The sequence below is a fragment of the Pseudomonas sp. Leaf434 genome (assembly GCF_001425545.1).
GTDB classification, from domain to species: domain Bacteria; phylum Pseudomonadota; class Gammaproteobacteria; order Pseudomonadales; family Pseudomonadaceae; genus Aquipseudomonas; species Aquipseudomonas siliginis.
In genome coordinates this window covers 148,917-172,211 of the sequence record NZ_LMQZ01000012.1, presented here as the reverse complement: position 1 = coordinate 172,211, position 23,295 = coordinate 148,917, and the positions used below count along the sequence as shown (strand labels likewise).

At 59.2% G+C, this 23,295-nt stretch carries 23 protein-coding genes; 15 read left to right on the top strand and 8 right to left on the bottom strand.

Annotated features, from left to right (window positions below; all coding sequences use genetic code 11):
• The first annotated feature begins 2 nt into the window (after positions 1–2).
• The 15 genes from ASG55_RS24295 (at position 3) to ASG55_RS24225 (ending at position 14,179) form a co-directional block, all read left to right on the top strand.
• Positions 3–875 (top strand): ParB/RepB/Spo0J family partition protein, encoded by an 873-nt coding sequence (locus ASG55_RS24295; RefSeq protein WP_007960777.1) that lies wholly within the window; start codon positions 3–5, stop codon positions 873–875.
• Positions 876–1,023: 148 nt separating this feature from the next.
• The gene (locus tag ASG55_RS24290; RefSeq protein WP_056791105.1) at positions 1,024–1,431 is read left to right on the top strand and encodes a F0F1 ATP synthase subunit I; all 408 of its coding nucleotides are present in this window, start codon (positions 1,024–1,026) and stop codon (positions 1,429–1,431) included.
• Between the two features lie 16 nt (positions 1,432–1,447).
• Positions 1,448–2,317 (top strand): F0F1 ATP synthase subunit A, encoded by an 870-nt coding sequence (gene atpB / locus ASG55_RS24285; protein ID WP_016772402.1) that lies wholly within the window; start codon positions 1,448–1,450, stop codon positions 2,315–2,317.
• 133 nt (positions 2,318–2,450) lie between these two features.
• Complete coding sequence (gene atpE / locus ASG55_RS24280; RefSeq protein WP_003097235.1) at positions 2,451–2,708, top strand: F0F1 ATP synthase subunit C; 258 nt, start codon at positions 2,451–2,453, stop codon at positions 2,706–2,708.
• Positions 2,709–2,766: 58 nt separating this feature from the next.
• Positions 2,767–3,237, top strand: coding sequence for a F0F1 ATP synthase subunit B (locus ASG55_RS24275; RefSeq protein ID WP_016772403.1), 471 nt, complete (start codon positions 2,767–2,769; stop codon positions 3,235–3,237).
• 12 nt (positions 3,238–3,249) lie between these two features.
• A complete protein-coding gene (locus ASG55_RS24270) occupies positions 3,250–3,786 on the top strand; it encodes a F0F1 ATP synthase subunit delta (protein ID WP_016772404.1) in 537 nt (178 codons plus the stop codon).
• 21 nt (positions 3,787–3,807) lie between these two features.
• A complete protein-coding gene (gene atpA / locus ASG55_RS24265; protein ID WP_016772405.1) occupies positions 3,808–5,352 on the top strand; it encodes a F0F1 ATP synthase subunit alpha in 1,545 nt (514 codons plus the stop codon).
• Positions 5,353–5,402: 50 nt separating this feature from the next.
• Positions 5,403–6,263: a F0F1 ATP synthase subunit gamma gene (gene atpG, locus ASG55_RS24260; RefSeq protein WP_056791102.1), complete on the top strand. Its 861-nt coding sequence runs from the start codon at positions 5,403–5,405 to the stop codon at positions 6,261–6,263.
• A 27-nt stretch (positions 6,264–6,290) separates the two neighbouring features.
• Entirely contained in the window at positions 6,291–7,670 is a 1,380-nt protein-coding gene (gene atpD, locus ASG55_RS24255) for a F0F1 ATP synthase subunit beta (protein WP_016772406.1), read from the top strand.
• Positions 7,671–7,715: 45 nt separating this feature from the next.
• A complete protein-coding gene (locus ASG55_RS24250; RefSeq protein ID WP_056791099.1) occupies positions 7,716–8,141 on the top strand; it encodes a F0F1 ATP synthase subunit epsilon in 426 nt (141 codons plus the stop codon).
• A gap of 118 nt (positions 8,142–8,259) precedes the next feature.
• Complete coding sequence (gene glmU / locus ASG55_RS24245; RefSeq protein ID WP_056791096.1) at positions 8,260–9,627, top strand: bifunctional UDP-N-acetylglucosamine diphosphorylase/glucosamine-1-phosphate N-acetyltransferase GlmU; 1,368 nt, start codon at positions 8,260–8,262, stop codon at positions 9,625–9,627.
• Between the two features lie 206 nt (positions 9,628–9,833).
• Entirely contained in the window at positions 9,834–10,610 is a 777-nt protein-coding gene (locus ASG55_RS24240; protein WP_056791092.1) for a DeoR/GlpR family DNA-binding transcription regulator, read from the top strand.
• A 2-nt stretch (positions 10,611–10,612) separates the two neighbouring features.
• A complete protein-coding gene (glmS, locus tag ASG55_RS24235) occupies positions 10,613–12,445 on the top strand; it encodes a glutamine--fructose-6-phosphate transaminase (isomerizing) (RefSeq protein WP_056791089.1) in 1,833 nt (610 codons plus the stop codon).
• A 76-nt stretch (positions 12,446–12,521) separates the two neighbouring features.
• Positions 12,522–13,448, top strand: coding sequence for a LysR family transcriptional regulator (locus ASG55_RS24230; RefSeq protein WP_056791087.1), 927 nt, complete (start codon positions 12,522–12,524; stop codon positions 13,446–13,448).
• Positions 13,449–13,552: 104 nt separating this feature from the next.
• A complete protein-coding gene (locus tag ASG55_RS24225) occupies positions 13,553–14,179 on the top strand; it encodes a glutathione S-transferase family protein (RefSeq protein ID WP_056791084.1) in 627 nt (208 codons plus the stop codon).
• A gap of 7 nt (positions 14,180–14,186) precedes the next feature.
• Here the strand turns inward: ASG55_RS24225 and ASG55_RS24220 are convergent, their stop codons facing one another.
• The 8 genes from ASG55_RS24220 to ASG55_RS24185 are packed head-to-tail and all read right to left on the bottom strand — an operon-like array spanning position 14,187 to position 23,175.
• The gene (locus ASG55_RS24220) at positions 14,187–15,317 is read right to left on the bottom strand and encodes a glycosyltransferase family 4 protein (RefSeq protein WP_056791080.1); all 1,131 of its coding nucleotides are present in this window, start codon (positions 15,315–15,317) and stop codon (positions 14,187–14,189) included.
• On the bottom strand, positions 15,318–16,448 hold the full coding sequence (locus ASG55_RS24215; RefSeq protein WP_056791078.1) for a glycosyltransferase family 4 protein: 1,131 nt from the start codon (positions 16,446–16,448) through the stop codon (positions 15,318–15,320).
• A complete protein-coding gene (locus ASG55_RS24210) occupies positions 16,432–17,799 on the bottom strand; it encodes a glycosyltransferase family 4 protein (RefSeq protein ID WP_056791074.1) in 1,368 nt (455 codons plus the stop codon). Before ASG55_RS24210 ends, ASG55_RS24215 begins: the two co-directional genes overlap by 17 nt.
• Positions 17,796–19,049 (bottom strand): ABC transporter ATP-binding protein, encoded by a 1,254-nt coding sequence (locus ASG55_RS24205; RefSeq protein WP_056791071.1) that lies wholly within the window; start codon positions 19,047–19,049, stop codon positions 17,796–17,798. Before ASG55_RS24205 ends, ASG55_RS24210 begins: the two co-directional genes overlap by 4 nt.
• Positions 19,049–19,846, bottom strand: a complete 798-nt coding sequence (locus tag ASG55_RS24200; protein ID WP_056791068.1) for an ABC transporter permease — start codon at positions 19,844–19,846, stop codon at positions 19,049–19,051. The genes ASG55_RS24205 and ASG55_RS24200 overlap by 1 nt, the downstream gene beginning before the upstream one ends.
• Positions 19,847–21,289, bottom strand: a complete 1,443-nt coding sequence (locus tag ASG55_RS24195) for a mannose-1-phosphate guanylyltransferase/mannose-6-phosphate isomerase (RefSeq protein WP_056791065.1) — start codon at positions 21,287–21,289, stop codon at positions 19,847–19,849.
• A 3-nt stretch (positions 21,290–21,292) separates the two neighbouring features.
• The gene (gene gmd / locus ASG55_RS24190) at positions 21,293–22,264 is read right to left on the bottom strand and encodes a GDP-mannose 4,6-dehydratase (RefSeq protein ID WP_056791064.1); all 972 of its coding nucleotides are present in this window, start codon (positions 22,262–22,264) and stop codon (positions 21,293–21,295) included.
• The gene (locus ASG55_RS24185; RefSeq protein ID WP_056791061.1) at positions 22,261–23,175 is read right to left on the bottom strand and encodes a GDP-mannose 4,6-dehydratase; all 915 of its coding nucleotides are present in this window, start codon (positions 23,173–23,175) and stop codon (positions 22,261–22,263) included. The genes gmd and ASG55_RS24185 overlap by 4 nt, the downstream gene beginning before the upstream one ends.
• Between the last annotated feature and the right edge of the window lie 120 nt (positions 23,176–23,295).

The window sequence follows — 23,295 nt, the reverse complement described above, 5'->3', positions numbered from 1 at the left end:
CCATGGCCGTCAAGAAACGAGGTCTCGGACGTGGACTCGATGCACTGCTGAGTGGTCCGACGGTCAGCGCGCTGGAAGAACAAGCCGCGCAGGCCGACACCCGCGAACTGCAACACCTGCCGCTGGACCTGCTGCAGCGTGGCAAATATCAGCCGCGCCGTGACATGGACCCGCAGGCCCTGGAAGAGCTGGCGCAGTCGATCAAGGCCCAAGGCGTGATGCAGCCGATCGTGGTACGCCCGATTGGTGGCGGCCGGTTTGAGATCATTGCCGGTGAACGCCGCTGGCGCGCCAGTCAGCAGGCCGGGCAGGAAACCATCCCGGCGATGGTTCGCGATGTGCCGGATGAAACCGCCATTGCGATTGCGCTGATCGAGAACATCCAGCGTGAAGACCTCAACCCGATCGAAGAAGCCGTCGCCTTGCAGCGCTTGCAGCAGGAATTCCAGCTGACTCAGCAACAGGTTGCCGAGGCTGTGGGTAAGTCGCGGGTGACTGTGGCTAACCTGTTGCGACTTATTGCACTGCCCGAAGTGATCAAGACCATGCTGTCGCACGGTGACCTGGAAATGGGTCACGCGCGTGCCTTGCTCGGTCTGCCGGACAATCAGCAGGTCGAAGGGGCGCGACATGTTGTCGCACGAGGACTGACCGTGCGCCAAACTGAGGCACTGGTTCGTCAGTGGTTGAGTGGCAAACCGGAGCCTGTGGAAGCTGCAAAACCTGACCCGGACATCGCTCGCCTCGAGCAGCGTTTGGCCGAGCGCCTAGGCTCTGCGGTGCAGATTCGCCATGGCAAGAAGGGCAAGGGCCAATTGGTGATTGGTTATAACTCGCTCGACGAGCTTCAAGGTGTGCTCGCACACATCCGCTGAAACATTTCCTCATGTAGCGCGCAGTCGGAAATCACTACCTGACAGTTGAATAGGGGCAGAACCGCCCCTATACTCTGCGCGCATTTTGTCGGCACAAATTATGCCAAGTTATTGGATTTCGGCAGCCGACCATTGGAGAGCAACTGTGATGGGAACCCGCACGCCAAACCGCTTGCCTTTCCATCGCCTGGCGGTTTTTCCGGTGTTGATGGCTCAATTTGTCATTCTGCTCATTGCCGCTTTGGCGCTCTGGCAATGGCATGGAGTCGTTGCCGGATACTCGGGACTTTGCGGAGGCCTGATAGCCTTGCTGCCCAATGTTTATTTCGCTCACAGGGCATTTCGGTTTTCCGGCGCCCGAGCAGCCCAGTCCATCGTCCGGTCTTTTTATGCCGGCGAGGCAGGCAAACTTATTTTGACGGCAGTGCTGTTTGCACTGGTGTTCGCAGGTGTGAAGCCACTGGCGCCGATCGCAGTATTCGGCGTGTTCGTGCTGACGCAGTCGGTCAGCTGGTTCGCTCCCCTGCTGATGAGAACAAGACTTTCGAGACCTTAGGGCGTTTGAGGCAACCATGGCAGAGACAACCGCTTCGGGCTATATCCAGCACCACTTGCAGAACTTGACTTTCGGTCAGCTACCCAACGGCGGCTGGGGCTTTGCCCACACCGCAGCAGAAGCCAAGGAAATGGGCTTCTGGGCTTTCCACGTCGATACCCTCGGCTGGTCGGTCGCGCTGGGTCTGATCTTCGTTCTTCTTTTCCGCATGGCGGCAAAGAAAGCGACTTCGGGTCAGCCGGGTGCCTTGCAGAACTTCGTTGAAGTATTGGTCGAATTCGTCGATGGCAGCGTGAAAGACAGCTTCCATGGCCGTAGCCCGGTGATTGCACCGCTGGCACTGACCATCTTCGTCTGGGTGTTCCTGATGAACGCCGTCGACCTGGTACCGGTCGACTGGATTCCTCAGCTGGCCATCCTGATCTCCGGCGATGCCCACATCCCGTTCCGCGCCGTGTCGACTACCGACCCGAACGCGACTCTGGGCATGGCGTTCTCGGTGTTCGCACTGATCATTTTCTACAGCATCAAGGTCAAGGGCATCGGCGGCTTCATCGGCGAACTGACCCTGCACCCGTTCGGCAGCAAGAACATCTTCGTTCAGGCCCTGCTGATCCCGGTGAACTTCCTGCTGGAATTCGTCACCCTGATCGCCAAGCCGATCTCTCTGGCTCTGCGTCTGTTCGGCAACATGTATGCCGGCGAGCTGGTGTTCATTCTGATCGCTGTGATGTTCGGCAGCGGCCTGCTCTGGCTCAGCGGCCTGGGCGTTGTTCTGCAGTGGGCGTGGGCTGTATTCCACATCCTGATCATCACCCTGCAGGCGTTCATCTTCATGATGCTGACCATCGTCTACCTGTCGATGGCGCACGAAGAAAACCATTAAGACCAGTCTCGACTAGTCTGATGTTCCTCCCGGTCAAACGGGAGGGAGCTCCTTGCGGGGCAGCTGAAACGATTTGTTTTACCGCTTTAATCTAAAAAACCTAAACCATACGACGTAAAAGTCGGGAGGAAAGATGGAAACTGTAGTTGGTCTAACCGCTATCGCTGTTGCACTGTTGATCGGCCTGGGCGCACTGGGTACCGCAATTGGTTTCGGCCTGCTGGGCGGCAAGTTCCTGGAAGGCGCAGCGCGTCAGCCAGAAATGGTTCCAATGCTGCAAGTGAAAATGTTCATCGTTGCCGGTCTGCTCGACGCCGTAACCATGATCGGTGTTGGTATCGCTCTGTTCTTCACCTTTGCGAACCCGTTCGTTGGTCAGATCGCTGGCTGATTACTCGGATCTTCCGGGTAATTTGGTGTGATGGACAACGTAACTGCGAGGTGTTGGCGTGAACATTAATGCGACCCTGATTGGCCAGTCCGTTGCGTTCCTGATTTTTGTACTGTTCTGCATGAAGTATGTATGGCCTCCGGTCATCGCTGCTCTGCACGAACGTCAAAAGAAGATCGCTGATGGTCTGGACGCTGCCAGCCGTGCAGCTCGCGACCTGGAGTTGGCCCAAGAGAAAGCGGGTCAGCAACTGCGCGAAGCGAAAGCTCAGGCAGCTGAAATCATCGAGCAAGCCAAGAAACGCGGTAACCAGATCGTCGAAGAGGCTGTTGAAAAAGCCCGTATCGACGCTGACCGTGTGAAGGTTCAGGCTCAAGCCGAGATCGAACAGGAACTGAACAGCGTCAAAGACAAGCTGCGTGCCCAAGTGGGCTTGCTGGCTGTTGGCGGCGCCGAGAAGATCCTGGGTGCCACAATCGATCAAAACGCGCACGCAGAGCTGGTTAACCAACTGGCTGCTGAAATCTAAGCGAGGGCGATCATGGCAGAACTGACCACGTTGGCCCGACCTTACGCTAAGGCGGCCTTCGAGCACGCTCAGGCCCACCAGCAACTGGCCAATTGGTCAGCCATGCTCGGCCTGGCAGCAGCGGTGTCGCAAGACGACACCCTGCAGCGCGTGCTCAAGGCCCCGCGACTGACGAGCGCAGAAAAGGCCGCCACGTTCATTGACGTGTGCGGCGACAAGTTTGATGAAAAGGCACGCAATTTCATCAACGTCGTTGCCGAGAACGACCGTCTCCTGCTTCTGCCGGAGATCGCCGCTCTGTTCGACCTGTACAAGGCCGAACAAGAGAAATCGGTAGACGTTGAAGTAACCAGTGCATTTGCATTGAACCAAGAACAGCAAGACAAACTCGCCAAGGTTCTCAGTGCACGACTCAACCGGGAAGTGCGCCTGCAAGTTGCGGAGGACGCTGCCTTGATTGGTGGTGTCGTGATCCGCGCCGGCGACCTGGTTATCGATGGCTCGATTCGCGGCAAAATCGCGAAACTTGCCGAAGCATTGAAATCTTGAGTTTGAAGGGGCAGCAGAGCAATGCAGCAACTCAATCCTTCCGAAATAAGTGAAATTATCAAGGGCCGCATCGACAAGCTCGATGTGACCTCCCAAGCCCGTAACGAAGGCACTGTCGTCAGCGTATCTGACGGCATCGTGCGGATTCACGGTCTGGCCGACGTCATGTACGGCGAGATGATCGAGTTTCCGGGCGGCGTCTACGGTATGGCCCTCAACCTGGAGCAGGACTCCGTAGGTGCCGTGGTATTGGGCTCCTACCAGTCGCTGGCTGAAGGCATGAGCGCCAAGTGCACCGGCCGCATCCTCGAAGTTCCTGTTGGTAAGGAATTGCTGGGCCGCGTAGTCGATGCTCTGGGTAACCCTGTTGACGGCAAAGGTCCACTGGGCAACACCGAGACCGACGCGGTCGAGAAAGTTGCTCCAGGCGTGATCTGGCGTAAGTCGGTAGACCAGCCTGTACAGACTGGCTACAAGGCTGTCGATGCCATGATCCCTGTCGGCCGTGGCCAGCGTGAGCTGATCATCGGTGACCGTCAGATCGGTAAAACCGCTCTGGCGATCGACGCGATCATCAACCAGAAAGACAGCGGCATTTTCTGCGTCTACGTAGCCATCGGTCAGAAGCAATCGACCATCGCCAACGTGGTTCGCAAGCTGGAAGAAAACGGCGCCCTGGCCAACACGATCATCGTGGCTGCCAGTGCTTCGGAATCTCCTGCGCTGCAATTCCTGGCACCGTACTCCGGTTGCACCATGGGTGAATTCTTCCGCGACCGCGGTGAAGACGCGCTGATCGTTTATGACGATCTGTCCAAGCAGGCAGTGGCTTACCGCCAGATTTCCCTGCTGCTGCGCCGTCCACCAGGCCGTGAAGCTTACCCAGGCGACGTGTTCTATCTCCACTCCCGTCTGCTGGAGCGCGCATCCCGCGTTTCGGAAGAATACGTAGAGAAGTTCACCAACGGCGCAGTGACCGGCAAAACCGGTTCCCTGACCGCACTGCCGATCATCGAAACCCAGGCTGGCGACGTTTCCGCGTTCGTTCCGACCAACGTGATTTCCATCACCGACGGTCAGATCTTCCTGGAATCGGCCATGTTCAACTCGGGCATCCGCCCTGCAGTGAACGCCGGTGTTTCGGTATCCCGTGTGGGTGGTGCCGCTCAGACCAAGATCATCAAGAAGCTCTCCGGTGGTATCCGTACCGCTCTGGCTCAGTACCGTGAACTGGCGGCATTCGCTCAGTTCGCTTCTGACCTGGACGAAGCGACCCGCAAGCAACTTGAGCATGGTCAGCGCGTTACCGAGCTGATGAAGCAGAAGCAATACGCACCAATGTCGATCGCTGACATGGCGCTGTCGCTGTATGCCGCTGAGCGTGGGTTCCTGACTGACATTGAAATCGCCAAGGTCGGCAGCTTCGAACAAGCGCTGATTGCTTTCTTCAACCGCGATCACGCCGATTTGATGGCCAAGATCAACGTTAAAGGTGACTTCAATGACGAAATCGACGCTGGCATGAAAGCCGGTATCGAGAAGTTCAAGGCCACCCAAACCTGGTAAGCCGCAGCGGGAGCCGCGAGGCTCCCGCTTGCTAACCTGATAGGTGTTACATGGCAGGCGCAAAAGAGATTCGCAGTAAGATTGCGAGCATCAAAAGCACGCAAAAGATTACCAGCGCCATGGAAAAAGTGGCGGTCAGCAAAATGCGCAAGGCACAAATGCGCATGGCTGCTAGCCGTCCTTATGCGGAGCGTATCCGCCAGGTAATTGGGCATCTGGCCAACGCCAACCCGGAATACCGCCACCCGTTCATGATCGACCGCGAAATCAAGCGCGTCGGTTATGTCGTCGTGAGCAGTGACCGTGGTCTGTGCGGCGGCTTGAACACCAACCTGTTCAAGGCCCTGGTCAAGGACATGGCGTTAAACCGCGAAAACGGCGTCGAGATTGATCTGTGTGTAGTCGGTAGCAAGGGTGCGGCCTTTTTCCGCAACTTCGGCGGTAACGTCGTTGCAGCTATCAGCCACCTGGGTGAAGAGCCGTCGATCAATGATCTGATCGGCAGCGTCAAGGTGATGCTGGATGCCTACCTGGACGGCCGTATCGACCGCCTGTCCGTGGTGTCCAACAAGTTCATCAACACCATGACACAACAGCCTACCGTGGAGCAGTTGATTCCACTGGTGGCAACCCCGGATCAGGATCTCAAGCACCACTGGGACTATCTCTACGAACCGGACGCCAAAGAGCTGCTTGACGGCTTGATGGTCCGTTACGTCGAGTCGCAGGTCTACCAGGCGGTGGTCGAGAACAACGCGGCTGAACAGGCTGCGCGGATGATCGCGATGAAGAACGCTACCGACAACGCCGGTGATTTGATCAGCGATTTGCAGCTGATCTACAACAAGGCGCGTCAGGCTGCGATCACCCAAGAGATCTCGGAAATCGTCGGCGGCGCTGCCGCGGTTTAACGGTTCAAATATTCAGAGGATCCAGCTATGAGTAGCGGACGTATCGTTCAAATCATCGGCGCCGTTATCGACGTGGAATTTCCACGCGACAGCGTACCGAGCATCTACAACGCGCTGACTGTACAAAGCGCGGCCGCAACCACCCTGGAAGTTCAGCAGCAGCTGGGCGACGGCGTGGTGCGTACCATTGCGATGGGTTCCACCGAGGGCTTGAAGCGCGGTCTGGAAGTCACCGACTCTGGCGCAGCCATCTCCGTACCGGTCGGTAAAGCGACCCTGGGCCGGATCATGGACGTCCTCGGTAACCCGATCGACGAAGCTGGCCCGATCGACACCGAAGAGCGCTGGGGCATTCACCGCGCAGCACCTTCGTTCGCCGAGCAAGCAGGCGGCAACGACCTGCTGGAAACCGGCATCAAGGTTATCGACCTGGTCTGCCCGTTCGCCAAGGGCGGTAAAGTCGGTCTGTTCGGTGGTGCCGGTGTAGGCAAAACCGTAAACATGATGGAACTGATCCGTAACATCGCCATCGAGCACAGCGGTTATTCCGTGTTCGCCGGTGTGGGTGAGCGTACTCGTGAGGGTAACGACTTCTACCACGAGATGAAGGACTCCAACGTTCTGGACAAAGTGGCACTGGTTTACGGTCAGATGAACGAGCCGCCGGGAAACCGTCTGCGCGTAGCACTGACCGGCCTGACCATGGCCGAGAAGTTCCGTGACGAAGGTAACGACGTTCTGCTGTTCGTCGACAACATCTATCGTTACACCCTGGCCGGTACTGAAGTATCCGCACTGCTGGGCCGTATGCCTTCGGCAGTAGGTTACCAGCCGACCCTGGCTGAAGAGATGGGCGTTCTGCAGGAACGTATCACTTCGACCAAGGAAGGTTCGATCACCTCGATCCAGGCGGTATACGTACCTGCGGACGACTTGACCGACCCGTCGCCAGCGACCACCTTCGCCCACTTGGACGCCACCGTCGTTCTGTCCCGTGACATCGCTTCCCTGGGTATCTACCCGGCGGTAGATCCACTGGATTCGACTTCGCGCCAGCTGGACCCGAACGTGATCGGTCAGGACCACTACGACACCGCTCGCGGCGTTCAGTATGTTCTGCAGCGTTACAAAGAGCTGAAAGACATCATCGCGATCCTGGGTATGGACGAGCTGTCGGAAGCCGACAAACAGTTGGTTAACCGTGCTCGTAAGATCCAGCGCTTCTTGTCGCAGCCGTTCTTCGTGGCTGAAGTCTTCACCGGTGCTTCGGGTAAATACGTTTCCCTGAAAGACACCATTGCTGGCTTCAAAGGCATCCTCAACGGTGACTACGACCACCTGCCAGAACAAGCGTTCTACATGGTTGGCGGCATCGAAGAAGCGATCGAAAAAGCCAAGAAACTGTAATCCCGGCGCCCGGCAACGGGCGCTAATTTAGGTTGAGGCAATCAGATGGCTATCACAGTCCATTGCGATATCGTCAGCGCGGAAGGGGAAATCTTTTCCGGCCTGGTCGAGATGGTGATTGCGCACGGTGCACTGGGTGATCTTGGTATCGCTCTGGGTCACGCGCCGCTGATCACTAATCTCAAGCCGGGTCCGATCCGCCTGATCAAGCAAGGCGGGGAAGCCGAGGTGTTCTACATCTCCGGTGGTTTCCTCGAGGTTCAGCCGAACATGGTCAAGGTACTTGCCGATACCGTGCAACGTGCCGCCGACCTGGATGAAGCTCAGGCTCAGGCAGCTCTCAAGGCTGCCGAGAATGCCCTGAACGAAAAAGGCGCGGACTTCGATTACGGCGCCGCTGCCACTCGTCTGGCCGAGGCTGCAGCCCAGCTGCGCACCGTCCAGCAGATCCGCAAGAAGTTTGGCGGTTAATCCGTCATCCGCTTGTTGTGCGATTGATAAAAAAGGGTAGCCTCGGCTACCCTTTTTTCTTTTCCGAATTCCCACAAACCGGTCGCAGTTGCTGACCACCCAGGATTGGTAGCCAGTCATGTCTCTCGAAATCGTTATCCTCGCGGCCGGTCAAGGCACTCGCATGCGCTCGGCGCTGCCCAAAGTGCTGCACCCGATTGCCGGCAACTCCATGCTCGGCCATGTTATCCACAGCGCCCGGCAACTTGATCCACAGCGCATCCACGTAGTGATCGGGCACGGTGCCGATGTGGTGCGTGAGCGTCTGGCAGCTGATGACCTGAATTTCGTGTTGCAGGACAAGCAACTGGGCACTGGCCATGCCACCGCCCAGGCGGTGCCGTTCATTGATGCCGACACTGTGCTGATTCTTTACGGCGATGTGCCGCTGATTGAAGTCGAAACCCTGCAACGTCTGCTCAAGCATGTCGTGCCGGGCCAGATGGGTTTGCTCACTGTCGAGCTGGATGACCCGACCGGTTACGGCCGCATCGTGCGTGATGCTGACGGCAAGGTCGCGGCAATCGTCGAGCACAAAGACGCCAGCGAAGCGCAACGTGCGATCACCGAAGGCAACACCGGCATCCTCGCTGTGCCGGCCAATCGCCTGGCGGACTGGATGAGTCGCCTGTCGAACAATAACGCGCAGGGCGAGTACTACCTTACCGACGTGATCGAAATGGCGGTCAGCGATGGTCTGGTGGTTGCCACCGAACAGCCGCACGACCCGATGGAAGTGCAGGGCGCCAACGATCGCAAGCAGCTCTCTGAACTGGAGCGTCATTACCAGTTGCGCGCCGGCCGCCGCCTGATGGCTGAGGGCGTGACCCTGCGTGACCCGGCCCGCTTCGACGTACGCGGCGAAGTCAGCGTCGGTCGCGATGTGCTGATCGACATCAACGTGATCCTCGAAGGCAAGGTCATCATCGAAGACGACGTACAGATCGGCCCGAACTGCGTGATCAAGGACAGCACCCTGCGCAAAGGCGTGGTAATCAAGGCCAACAGTCATATAGAAGGCGCCATTCTCGGTGAAGGCAGTGACGCTGGTCCCTTCGCGCGGTTACGCCCGGGCACTGTGCTCGAAGCGCGCGCCCATGTGGGTAACTTCGTTGAGCTGAAAAATGCACACATGGGCGAAGGTGCCAAGGCTGGCCACCTGACCTATCTGGGCGATGCAGAAATCGGCGCACGCACCAACATCGGCGCCGGCACCATCACCTGCAATTACGATGGCGCGAACAAGTGGAAAACCGTGTTGGGCGCTGACGTTTTCATCGGCTCCAACAACTCGCTGGTCGCCCCTGTGGATATCTCCAACGGTGCAACCACTGCGGCCGGATCGACTATCACGCAAAATGTGGATAACGCTCAGTTGGCGGTAGGCCGAGCCCGCCAGAAGAACATCGACGGCTGGAAGCGGCCGGAAAAAATCAAAAAATCCTGATTTATCCACAATCCCCTGTAGGAGCGAGCCTGCTCGCGAATGCGGTCTCTCAGTCACGTCTTGAGTGGCTAGGACTCCCCTTTCGCGAGCGGGCTCGCCCCACAGTCATTTCAATTTTTCTGAATTTTTCTCCCCGCGTCTTGACGGCAACCTTTCGATAGAGTTTCATTGCTTGCGTTATCTTTCGAATCGAAACTTAAGCTGCCATGTCCAAGCGCAATACTCCTCAACGTCGCCATAACATCCTCGCCTTGCTCAATGAGCAGGGCGAAGTCAGTGTCGACGAGCTGGCCAAGCGTTTCGAAACTTCGGAAGTTACGATTCGCAAGGATCTCGCCGCGCTGGAAACCCATGGTCTATTGCTGCGTCGTTACGGCGGTGCGATCACCATGCCGCAAGAGCTGGTCGCAGAAACGGCGCAGAGTATTTCCAAATACAAACAGGCGATCGCTCGCGCGGCGGTAAAACGCATCCGCGAGCACGCGCGCATCATCATCGACAGCGGCAGCACCACCGCCGCAATGATTCCCGAACTGGGCCAGCAACCGGGCCTGGTGGTGATGACTAACTCGCTGCATGTTGCCAACGCCTTGAGCGAACTGGAACACGAGCCGGTGCTGCTGATGACCGGTGGCACCTGGGATCCGCACTCGGAATCCTTTCAGGGCCAGGTCGCCGAGCAGGTACTACGCTCTTACGACTTCGACCAACTGTTCATCGGCGCCGACGGTATCGATCTGGTTCGCGGCACCACAACCTTTAACGAGTTGCTCGGCCTCAGCCGGGTCATGGCCGACGTTGCGCGAGAAGTCATCGTCATGGTCGAGGCCGACAAGATCGGTCGCAAGATTCCCAACCTGGAGCTGCCCTGGAGCAGCATCCATACCCTCATTACCGATGATCGCCTGTCTGTCGAGGCACGCGATCAGCTTCAGGCCCGCGGGATCACTTTGATCTGTACGGCTGTCAGTCAGGAGAAATAACCATGTGTGGCATTGTCGGCGCTGTAGCTGAACGTAATATCACCGCCATCCTTCTCGAAGGCCTGAAGCGCCTCGAATACCGGGGCTATGACAGCGCCGGTGTGGCGGTTTATACCAATGACCAGACCCTGGAACGCATGCGCCGTCCGGGCAAGGTCAGTGAGCTGGAAACCGCCCTGACCGAACAGCCGCTGTCCGGTCGTCTCGGTATCGCCCACACCCGTTGGGCGACCCATGGCGCGCCGTGCGAGCGCAACGCTCACCCGCATTTTTCCGGTGACATTGCAGTGGTGCACAACGGCATCATCGAGAACCACGAAGCTCTGCGCGAACAACTCAAAGCCTTGGGTTACTCTTTCAGCTCGGACACCGACACTGAAGTCATCGCGCACCTGCTGACCCACAAGCTCAAGGAACAACCGGACCTGACTGCCGCGCTCAAAGCGACCGTCAAGGAACTGCATGGCGCCTACGGTCTCGCAGTGATCAACGCACAGCAACCGGATCGTCTGGTCGCCGCGCGCAGTGGCAGTCCATTGGTGATCGGCCTGGGTCTGGGCGAGAACTTCCTCGCTTCCGACCAACTCGCTCTGCGTCAGGTCACTGACCGCTTCATGTACCTGGAAGAAGGCGACATCGCTGAAATCCGTCGCGACAGCGTGCAGATCTGGGACGTGAACGGCAACGCTGTCGAGCGCCAGACCGTGCAGTACACCGATGGTGCCGAAGCCGCCGACAAGGGTGAGTTCCGCCATTACATGCTCAAGGAAATCCACGAGCAGCCGGCCGTGGTCCAGCGCACCCTCGAAGGTCGCCTGGGCAACAATCAAGTGCTGGTTGAGGCCTTCGGTCCACAAGCTGCCGAGCTGTTTGCCAAAGTACGCAACGTGCAGATCGTCGCCTGCGGCACCAGCTATCACGCCGGCATGGTCGCGCGTTACTGGCTCGAAGAACTGGCCGGTATTCCGTGCCAGGTGGAAGTCGCCAGCGAATTCCGTTATCGCAAAGTGGTGGTGCAGCCGGACACGCTGTTTGTGACCATCTCGCAGTCCGGCGAAACCGCTGACACCCTCGCGGCCCTGCGCAATGCCAAGGAGCTGGGCTTCCTCGCCAGCCTGGCGATCTGCAACGTCGGCATCAGCTCGCTGGTGCGCGAATCCGATCTGACCCTGTTGACCCAGGCCGGCCGCGAAATCGGTGTGGCCTCGACCAAAGCCTTTACCACGCAACTGGTCGGCCTGTTGCTGCTGACCCTGTCGCTGGGACAGGTGCGCGGCACTCTGGCCAACGGCGTCGAAGCCACACTTGTCGAAGAACTGCGTCGCCTGCCGACCCGTCTCGGCGAAGCGCTGGCGATGGACAGCACCGTGGAAAAAATCGCCGAGCTGTTTGCCGAGAAAAACCACACCCTGTTCCTCGGCCGTGGCGCGCAATTCCCGGTCGCGATGGAAGGTGCCTTGAAACTCAAGGAAATCTCCTACATCCATGCCGAAGCCTACCCGGCCGGCGAGCTCAAACACGGGCCGCTGGCACTTGTGGATAACGACATGCCAGTGGTGACCGTCGCGCCGAACAACGAACTGCTGGAAAAGCTCAAATCCAATCTCCAGGAAGTCCGCGCTCGCGGCGGCGAGTTGATCGTGTTCGCGGATGAGAAGGCTGCGATGACCAACGGCGAAGGTACCCACGTGGTGCAAATGCCGCACATCCACGACATTCTCTCGCCGATCCTTTATACGATCCCGTTGCAACTGTTGTCGTACTACGTCGCCGTGCTCAAGGGCACCGACGTCGATCAACCGCGCAACCTGGCGAAATCGGTCACCGTGGAATAAGTTATCCACCGTTGATCTAAGCTCTCCCACAATCGCAGCCTCGGCTGCGATTGTCGTATCCGCCCGGAGGAATTCGATGGACCGCTTTCAGGAAATGCAGATCTTCGTTGTTGTCGCCCAGGAGCAAGGCTTTTCGGCGGCTTCGCGGCGTCTGGGTCTGTCGGCGGCGAGTGTCACCCGGGCGGTGGCGGCGCTGGAGCAGCATATCGGTACGCAGTTGCTGGTGCGTACCACGCGCACTGTGCATCTGACTGAAGCCGGGCAACGTTACTGCGATGACTGCCGGCGGATTCTTGCCGAAGTGCAGGAGGCCGAGGATTCTGCGGCAGGCAGCCATGCCTTGCCGCGCGGGCAGTTGACGATTACTGCGCCGGTGCTGTTTGGCGATCTGTTCGTGACGCCAGTGATGGCCGATTACCTTTGTCGTTATCCGGATGTGTCGATCAACGCGCTGTTGCTGGACCGGGTCGTCAACATGGTCGAGGAGGGCATTGATGTCGCGGTACGCATCGGTGAGCTGCCGGACAGCAATCAGCATGCGATTCGCGTCGGGGAAGTGCGGCGGGTAATCTGTGCTTCGCCGGGGTTTCTGGCTGAACATGGCCGCCCGGAGCATCCGCAGGCCTTGGCCGGATTGCCGGTGGTGGCGACATCGGCGATCGGTCAGCAACGCAACTGGCCGTTTCTCGACGGCGGTGAAGCACTCAGTGTGCGCACCGAACCGCGCCTGACCGTCACGGCCAATCAGTCGGCGATCACTGCCGCGCGCAAAGGCCTGGGCCTGACGCGAGTGCTGTCGTATCAAGTGGCGGACAAAGTCGCGGCGGGGGAGCTGGAAATCGTCCTCGCCGAGTTTGAATTGCCACCGTTGCCGATCCATGTGGTGTATCAGGGCGGGCGCAAGGCACCGGCGCGGATCCGCAGTTTTGTCGACTTCGCCGTGAAGGCGCTGCGTGAGCATCCAGCCTTGAGTGCTGCGGCGTTATTGCACGAGATGAAATAATCGATTGCAGTGGCTGGTTATTCTGTTGTTCCGGCAACCCATAGATGATGACTCCATCGACGCGCTCATCCCCGTAGCGACGTCACTTTCCAGCGGAGTCGACCATGCAAGCGATCAAACTCTACAACTTTCCCCGTTCCGGTCACGCCCACCGCGTCGAGTTGATGCTGTCGCTGCTGCAACTGCCGACCGAGCTGATCTTCGTCGATCTGGCCAAAGGTGAGCACAAGCAGCCGCAGTACCTGGCGATCAACAGCTTTGGCCAAGTGCCGGCGATTGATGACAACGGCGTGGTGCTGGCCGATTCCAACGCGATTCTGGTTTATCTGGCGCAGAAATATGGCAACGGACGCTGGCTGCCGGCCGATCCGGTGGGCGCAGCGCATGTGCAGCGCTGGTTGTCGGCAGCGGCGGGACCGATTGCCTTTGGCCCGGCGGCGGCACGCCTGATCACGGTGTTTGGTGCGCAACTGAATGCCGAGGAAGTCATTGGCCGTGCGCACAATCTGCTCAAGGTCATGGAGCTGGAGTTGGGCAAAACAGCGTATCTGGCGGGCGGAGAGCCGACCATCGCTGACGTGTCTGCCTACAGCTACGTTGCTCACGCGCCGGAGGGCAATGTCTCGCTGGATGACTACGCCAACGTTCGCGCCTGGCTGGCACGGATCGAAGCGTTGCCGGGTTTTGTCGCAATGCCGCGCACGGTGGCCGGGTTGCAGAAAACCGCGTGACCTCCACTCAAGCGTAGGACAGAGCCTTTTCAGCCAGCAGTTCCTGATACAGCTCTGTCCACTTGCGACCCATCTCATCGGCGGTGAACAGCTGCCGATAGCGCGCTTCCGCTTTGACCCCCATCTCGGCAGCACGCTCAGGGTTGTCCCATAGCGTACGCATGGCTTCCCGAAAGGCCTGTGGATTGCTCGGCGGCACCACCAGTCCGGTTTCGTTGTGGATATTGATGAAACTGGTGCCGGTGCCGATTTCGCTGGAGATCATCGGTTTACCGTACATCGCGCCTTCGAGCAACGAAATCCCGAAAGCCTCGGAGCGCAGGTGCGAAGGAAAGACAATCGCATAGCTCAATTGCAGCAACGCCACTTTGTCCTCGTCACTCAGACGGCCGAGGAAATGAATATTGCGCAGGCCCAGCGCGGCGGCCTGTGCATGCAGTTCCTGCTCCAGCGGACCGGCACCGACAATCACCACGGGATAATCGATGTCTTTGAGCGCGTCGAGCAGGATGTGCAGACCCTTGTAATAACGCATCACCCCGACGAACAGAAAAAACTTATCCCCAAGCTGTTGGCGCCAGCGGTTCATGCGTTCGGTATCGGGCTGTGGATAACCTGCTTTATTCAGGCCGTAGGGGATAACGCGGGTCTTGTCCTGAAACTGCTGCAGCACATCGCTGGTGTGCAGATAGTTCGGCGATGCAGCAACGATGCGGTCGGCGCTGGCGAGGAAGCGATTCATCAGTGGCCGATAGAGCTTGAGCAGATGCTTTTGGCGAATGATGTCCGAGTGATAGGTGACCACGCTCGGCTTGTTCACGGCGCTGGCGAAATGCACCAGGTCCATGAACGGCCAGGGGAAGTGATAGTTGATCACGTCGGCTTCGGCGGCCAGCTCACGGAACTGATTGAACACACTCCAGGAAAACCCGGTCGAGGCGAACTGGATATCCAGCTTCGCCCGATGTACTTCGTGCTGACCCAGTTGCACCACGGGCGGTGTCGGATTGGTGCTGAGGGTCAGCACTTGCCCATCGATGCCATGCTGAGCGCCGCTTTCGCACAACTGAAAGATGACTTGTTCGATGCCGCCGACCGAATCGGGCAGGTACGTCTTGAAGAAATGAAGAACGCGCATTCAACCTCCCATGGCCTGGCGGTAGGCACCAGCCGTAGCCTGTGCACAACGTTGCCAGGAAAAAAGTGCCGCCTGCTGCAATCCCGCTTCGCGGCAGGCCTGCCAATGCAGCGAGTCGTCGATCAGCCGGCCCATTGCATCACGCAGACCCTCGGCATCGTCCGCTTCAATATAGTTGCCAGCCGCGCCAGCCACTTCCGGCATCGCCGAAGAACGGGTGGTCACCACCGGTGTGCCACTGGCCATGGCTTCCAGCACCGGCAAGCCAAAGCCCTCATACAACGACGGAAATATCAGCGCCCGGGCGCCGGCCAGCAGTTGCGCCAATTGCTCATCGGGCAGATAGCCGAGCAGGCACACGTGGCCGCTGGCCAATGCCTGGCGCAGTGGCTCGCTGAACTGCTCGCGCTGCCATCCGGCCATGCCTGCAATCAACAAGGGAAAGCGCTGGCGCACGGCGTCTGGCAGCAGGGCGTGGGCCTGCAACGCCAGGCTCAGGTTCTTGCGCGGCTCCAGGGTGCCGACACAGAGGAAATATTCCCGTGCCTGGACGGCGTGAGCCTTGAGCACACTGTCGATTTCCTCAAGTGGCCGGGGACGGAAGCGTTCGGACACACCCAACGGCGCCACAACGAATTGCTGTGCAGGGAGATTGAAATAGGTTTGCGCCTCGTCAGCGATCGCCTGCGAATCGGTCAGAATGACCCGCGCCTGCTCCACGCCGGCGGCCAGACGACGTTCGATCTCCCTCAGCCGTGCTGGCGGTTGGGTTTCTGGAAAATGCAGGTGCGTCAGATCATGCAGGGTGATCACGGTCGGGCCGTCGAAGGCCAGCGGCCACAGGCTTGGCTCGTGATAAAGATCAATCTTTTGTGCACGCACCTGATCGAAACATTTCTGCTCCAGCCAGCGGCGTGCCTGATAGGCCCCGGGAATTTTTCGCAGCAATGGCGTCATGCGCGAGTAGCCGGGCATGGCCGCGTCCGGCAGGGCCGAACTCCAGCCCCATCCGTGAAACAGGCTTACGTCCACATCGGGTTCGCTGCGCAAGGCGTTGACCAGTTCGGCGACGTAGTGGCCGATGCCGGTGCGCGGCGCTTGCAGGATGCGGGCGTTAAGAGCAATGCGCATGCGGCCTCGCTTGCACGCGCAGGGCCTGCTGAACATGGGCAAGGCTGCGTGTCGCCAATTGCTCGCTGGCCTCGCGCCAGCCGATCCAGCGCCAGTCAGCGACGTCGCGGGCGGCGGGAAACTGTCCGCTGCGCTGATAGGTTTCGATCAGATCGGCAAGGCTTTGTGGGTCCTGCAGATCGAAATAAGCCATGAACTCGCCACCGATTTCGCGGAATACCGCGATGTCGCTGCCCATTGCCGGCAACCCGCGTTGCATCGCTTCCACCAGCGGCAGGCCGAAGCCTTCGACGAACGAGGGGAAGACCAGCGCACTGGCCTGCGCGTATGCGTATTCCAGGCTGGTGTCGCTCAGGTCATTGAACATGAACAGGCGCCGATTCAGTTCCGGATGATTGCGGATTCGCTCAAGCAGCGCCTCGCATTTCCAGCCGATACGCCCGGCGATGCACAAGCGTGCGGTCGAGCCGGCAGCCCAGGCGCGTTCGAAGGCGTCGAGCAGGTACCCATGGTTCTTGCGCGGCTCGATGGTGCTGACCATCAGAAAAACCGCTTCGGTCGCAGTGAACAGGTCACTCAGGCGCGGTTCGACCGTGGCTTGGCTGTGCTGCAGATCGAGCTCGGACCCCAGATAAAAGTAATCGAACCAGCGCTTTTCAGTCTGCTCGGCACCGATTCTGCGTTGCAATTCACCACGCACCTGATCACGCACTGTGGCGGAAATCGCCATGTAGCCATCGGCCGTGCGGGTGATCCAGGCGAACCACTCATTGAAAACTTCGACCAGCCGCGTGTCGTAAAACTGCGGATGCGTCAGCGGAATAAGGTCGTAGATCACCGCGATCATGCCGACGCCGTCGCGTTTGAGCTGCTCGACATGGGCGAAAAAGTCCGAGTGCCAGGATGAATCCAGCAGCACCAGTTGATCGCCCGGGTGGTGTTGAAGGGGCGAGCAACGTTTAAGCAGCTGCCTGCGATTGATCCGTCTGACGAGCCGAATCGGCAGGCCGAGCACGGCAAACTGGGTCAACCGATAGCTGGCGTAAAGGAGCCGCCGCGCCAGTTTCGAAGTGCATAGCGCATCGCGGCGCTGATGCCACTGCCAGAAACGATGGGCGAGGCGCTCCAGGCGTTCACCGAAGGTTTCGAGGCTGTTCCAGAACGGTGTATCGAGTGGCGCCAGTTGCAGCACGCGGTAGAGCTGGCGATTGATCACCACCACCGGCATGCACTCAACGCCGTCAGCGCTGGCGGGCAGCTGCTTGATGACGTTGCGCACCACGCGCTGGATCCCCGAATTGATCTTGGGGTGTTTGAATACGTGAGTGCATTCAACCAAGAGGCGGGTCATGGCGCACGCTCGACAGGCCGGGCCTCGGTGTCGCGGCTGATGGTGGTTTTAGCGTCCAGCCAGGTACAGCCGACGAAGTCTTCCCGACGGCTGTTGATCACCTGGAACACCATCCCGTAGTCACGCCACTCGAAATTGCGATCCAGATGTGAGTCCAGACGCGACAGGCTCAGCGACACCGAATAGTTGCCTTTGCCCAGGCCCATGATGAAGGCGAAGCGATAGGTGAAGCGTTCACCGGCGCGCAGATCGGTCAATGCCTTGTTCAGCCGGTGGGTGTTGATGCCGTACATCATCTGGCCGAGGCGATCCTTGAGAATGAAGCCCAGCACCAGCCGTTCGATGTCCTTGCGCACTTCGACCTGCACTTCGAGCACCACCGGTTGGCCGACTTCGACAGCCTCAATGCTGCGCTGGTTTTCATCGAGCAGGCGTACGCTCAGAATCGCCGCCTCGCCGGTGCCGGAGACCGTTTGCACCTCGCCGCCGGCGAGCGTTTCCTGGCGTACTACCTGACCCTCACGTTCGGCCATCAGCGCATTGTAATAATCGAGAACCGGCTCCGGTTTGCCGCGCATGGCCACGCGCCCATCCTTGAGCAGGATCGCCGAGTCGCAAATCGACTGAATCGCGAAGCGATCATGGGACACGATCAATAACGTCGTGCCGGATTTGCGAAAGCTGCGGATGCGTTCGAAGCTCTTGTGCTGGAAATAGGCATCACCCACCGACAGCGCTTCGTCGACGATCAGGATGTCCGGGCGCCGGGCGGTGGCGACACTGAACGCCAGGCGCATCTGCATGCCACTGGAATAAGTGCGGACCGGGTGGTCGATCGCATCGCCAATTTCAGCGAAGTGCTCGATATCGGGCATCAGGGCCTGGATTTCTTCAAGCTGCATGCCCAACAACTGACCGGCCATGATTGCGTTCTGCCGACCGGTAAAGTCTGGGTGGAAACCCATGCCCAGCTCCAGCAGCGCTGCGACGCGCCCTTGCAATTCAATCTTGCCTTGGGTGGGTTGAGTGGTGCCGGTGATCATTTTCAGCAAGGTGCTTTTGCCTGCTCCGTTGGCGCCGACGATACCCACCGCTTCACCCGGAGCAATCTCGAATTCGACATCTTGCAGTACCCAGTGCTGTTGATGCCGAAGCGGCGAAAACGGAATCAGCCACTCGGCCAGCCGTGCCCAGCGGTTTGGGTATTGCTTATAGGCCTTGCCCAGGCCGGTGACGCGAATATGTCCCATCAGAGTTCATCCACCATTTCGCCGACGCGCTGGCGAAACAGCCGCAGACCGATCAGACAGAACACCACGCCAGTAATGAAAACCGGCAGCAGCGAACTCCATACCGGCCACTGACCGTAGAGAAACAGGTTCTGATAACTGCTGAACAGGTTGGTCAGCGGGTTGAGTTGCAGCAGGCGCTGCACCCATTCCGGCAGGATCGTGATCGGGTAGACGATCGGTGTCAGCCAGAACCAGAACTGCAGGCAGATGCCGAACAACTGGCCGACATCGCGAAAGAACACGTTCAACACGCCAAGGACCATACCCAGCCCGGCGCAGAACATCATTTGCAGAGCAATCAGCGGAATCAGCGCCAGCAAAGCCATTCCCGGCCAGCGCCCGGTGATCAGCAGAAAACCGAGAAACAGACTGATGATGATGGCGAAATTGATCCCGGCATTGATCAATACAATCACCGGCAGGCAGATCCTCGGGAAGCTGATTTTCTTCAGCAGGTTGGCGTTTTCCAGAAACATGTTCTGACTGCGCAGGGTTATTTCGGAAAACAGTCCCCAGGCCAGCAGACCAGCGCACAGGTAGACGCTGTAGGCCATGCTGTCGTCGACACCCGGTAAACGCGCGCGCATGATCTGGGAAAAGATCACCGTGTAGACAATGATCATCGACAGCGGATTGAAAATCGGCCATAGCGCCCCGAACAGCGAATTGCGATAACGCGCTTGAAACTCGCGCTGCACGCTGCCGAGGATGAATCCACGGTAGCTGTGCAGCGAGCGGTACAGGGAAAGCAGCATTCAGACCGTCCTGCCGTATTGATCTTCGAAGCGAACGATATCGTCCTCGCCCAGGTACTCGCCGCTTTGCACTTCAATGATGACCAGATCTATCACCCCGGGGTTCTCCAAGCGATGCTTGTGGCCGGCGGCAATGAACGTCGATTCGTTCTTGGCGACCAGAGTCGTGCCGGAACCGTTGTTGGTGACCTTGGCCATGCCTTCGACCACCACCCAGTGCTCGTTGCGGTGATGGTGCATCTGCAACGACAATTTGCCACCGGGTTTGACCACGATGCGCTTGATCTTGAAGCGCGGGCCTTCCTCCAGAACGGTGTAGGTGCCCCACGGACGGCTGACCGTACGATGCAGGCGATAGGCTTCGTGGGATTTGTCCTTGAGCTGCTTGGCGACGCGCCGCACATCCTGAGCGCGGTCGGCATGGGCCACGAGCACGGCGTCGGCGGTGTCGACGATGATCAGGTTATCCACACCGACGGTCGCCACCAGCCGGCCTTCGCTCTGCACGAAGTTGTTGTGGCTGTCGATGAAGATCGCTTCGCCGCTGGCGCGGTTGTTATCAGCATCGGCGGGAATCAGCGCGGCGACCGCGTTCCACGAACCGATGTCGCTCCAATCGAAACCGGCGGGCACTACCACGACTTTTTCCGAGCGCTCCATCAATGCGTAATCGATGGAGATGTCAGTGATCTCGGCAAACAGAGTCGACGACAACTCCTGTTGCAGGCAGCCGACCGTTTCGACCGGTGCGCTGACGGCCATGCAGGCGCGGGTCTGTTCCAGCAACTCGGGTGCGTGCAGTTGCAGTTCGGCAATGAGTGTCGCGGTGGTGAAGCAGAACATCCCCGAATTCCACAGGAAGTTGCCGCTCTCCAGGTAATGCGTGGCGGTCTGCAGGTCGGGTTTCTCGACGAAGCGCTGCACCTTGGCCGCGCCTCTGGCGTCCAGCGGCGCACCGGTTTCGATATAGCCGAAGCCGGTTTCCGGCGCGGTAGGGACCACGCCGAAGGTCACCAGATAACCGTCCTTCGCCAGATTCACTGCGTGCTCGACCGCACACTTCAAGGCGTCCTGATTGACGATCAAATGATCCGCCGGCATCACCACCATGATTGCGTCGTCACCATGCAGCGCCTGCAATGACAGCGCTGCCGCTGCGATCGCCGGTGCGGTATTGCGCCCGCTCGGCTCCAGCAGAAAGTGCCCGCGATGGCGCGACACCTGCGCCGCGCAATAGTGATCCTTGCTCTGGAAGTAATACTCGCGGTTGGTCACCGTGACGATGTCGCCCCAGCCGTCCAGCAACGCCGCCGCTCGCTGGTAGGTCTTGCCCAGCAGCGACTGGCCGTCGGGCAGGGTCATGAACGGCTTGGGGTGGCCCTCACGGGACACCGGCCACAAACGGGTGCCGGCACCGCCGGACAGAATCACCGGAATCAGCATGGCCTACTCCTTGGCGACGCGTTTCATGTCCGCATCCATCATCATGCGGATCAAGGTATCCAGGTCGGTTTTCGGTTTCCAGCCCAGCACGCGCTGAGCCTTGGCCGGATTGCCGAGCAGCACTTCGACTTCGGCCGGGCGGAAAAACGCCGGGTCGATCTTCACGTAGTCACGGTAGTTAAGGCCAACGTGATCGAAGGCAATGCGGCACATTTCGCGCACGGTGGTGGTGACGCCCGTGGCGACCACAAAATCGTCGGGTTTGTCCTGTTGCAGCATCAACCACATGGCCTCGACGTAATCGCCGGCAAAGCCCCAATCGCGCTTGGCGTCAATGTTGCCCAGCGCCAAGTCCTGCTGTTTGCCCTGCTTGATGCGCGCGGCAGCGTCAGTGACTTTGCGTGTGACGAACTCAATACCGCGCAACGGTGATTCATGGTTGAAGAGGATGCCGCTGCTGGCGTGCAGGTTGAAGCTTTCGCGGTAGTTGACGGTGATCCAGTGGCCGTAGAGCTTGGCCACGCCGTAAGGGCTGCGTGGATAGAACGGGGTGTTTTCGTCCTGCTGCTCTGCCTGGATCAGGCCGAACATTTCGCTGGTCGAGGCCTGATAGAAGCGCGTGTGCGGGCTGAACTGGCGAATCGCTTCGAGCAGGTGCGTCACGCCCAGCCCATCGACGATGCCGGTGGTCACCGGTTGATCCCAGGAGGCGGCGACAAAACTCTGTGCGGCGAGGTTGTAGACTTCGTCCGGTGCCGATTTGATTACCGCACGCTGCACCGAGCAGGCATCGGCCATGTCGCCGTCGAGGTAGACAATGTCGGCTTCGACACCCATCTCGCGCAGGCGCCAGCGTGAATCGCTGCTGCGTCGAGCAACGAGGCCGTGAACCTTGTAACCCTTGTCCAGCAGCAGTTTGGCCAGATAGGCGCCATCCTGGCCCGTGATCCCGGTAATCAGTGCACTTTTTGTCATTGTTGTCGTACTCGCATCTCCCAGTCGGACAGGATCGCCCGCAGGGATTGTTGTGTGGTGGTGGCTGGCGCCCATCCTGTGGCGTTGGCCAGTTTTGCGTGGCTGCCGCAGACGCGGCGCTGTTCGGCGCGACGCATGCGCGCCGGATCCGGCACCAGTTCAACGTCGACTTCGGCCAGATCGGCCAATTGCTCGATCAGGCTGCGAATGCTTTGCTCGCGGCCCGAGCAGATGTTGTAGACCTGCCCCGGTGTGCCGTTTTCCAGCAATGCGAAGTACGCGCGAATCACATCGCCGACATCGAGGAAATCGCGGGTCACGTCGATATCGCCGACTTGCAGTTGCGGTGCTTGCAGGCTCTGTTTGATGCGGCAGATCTGCCGGGCTGCGCTAGCGATGACGAAGCTGTCTTTTTGCCCGGTGCCGATGTGGTTGAACGGGCGTGCGACCAGCACTGGCCAGCCTTCACTCAGGCCCCATTGCAAACTGAGGAACTCCGCTGAAAGTTTGCTTACCGCGTACGGATTGCGTGGCAGCGGTGGTTGTTGCTCGGTGATCGGCAGGTGCTGCTCGCCGACTTGCCCGTAAACGTCGCCGGAGCTGACGTACAAAAACGTCCCGGCAAAGCCGCGAGCCTTGAGCGCCTGCAACAGATTGAGGGTGCCGAAGAGATTGATGTCGAGGGTGCGGGCCGGGTCACGAAAGGCTTCCGGCACGAAGGTCTGTCCGGCCAGATGAATGACTGCATCCGGCATCTCGGGCCAAAGGTCGATGAGGCTGTCGGCGTTCGTAAGGTCGTAGGCCGATGCGGCAGGCAGCAGCTCCCACGACGAGCCCGGCGACGCCAGACGAGACTGAATGTGTTGTCCCACGAAGCCGCTGAGGCCCGTGACGAACAGACGTTTTTTCAAACAGCGACCCCTTGGTCATGACTCGCGCCGCTTTCCCGGATGCTTTTGGGATAAGTCTGAAATACAGCGGGGAATATCCGCGCAAACAGCAGGCGAAGCCGTTGTTGTAGTTGTTTGGTT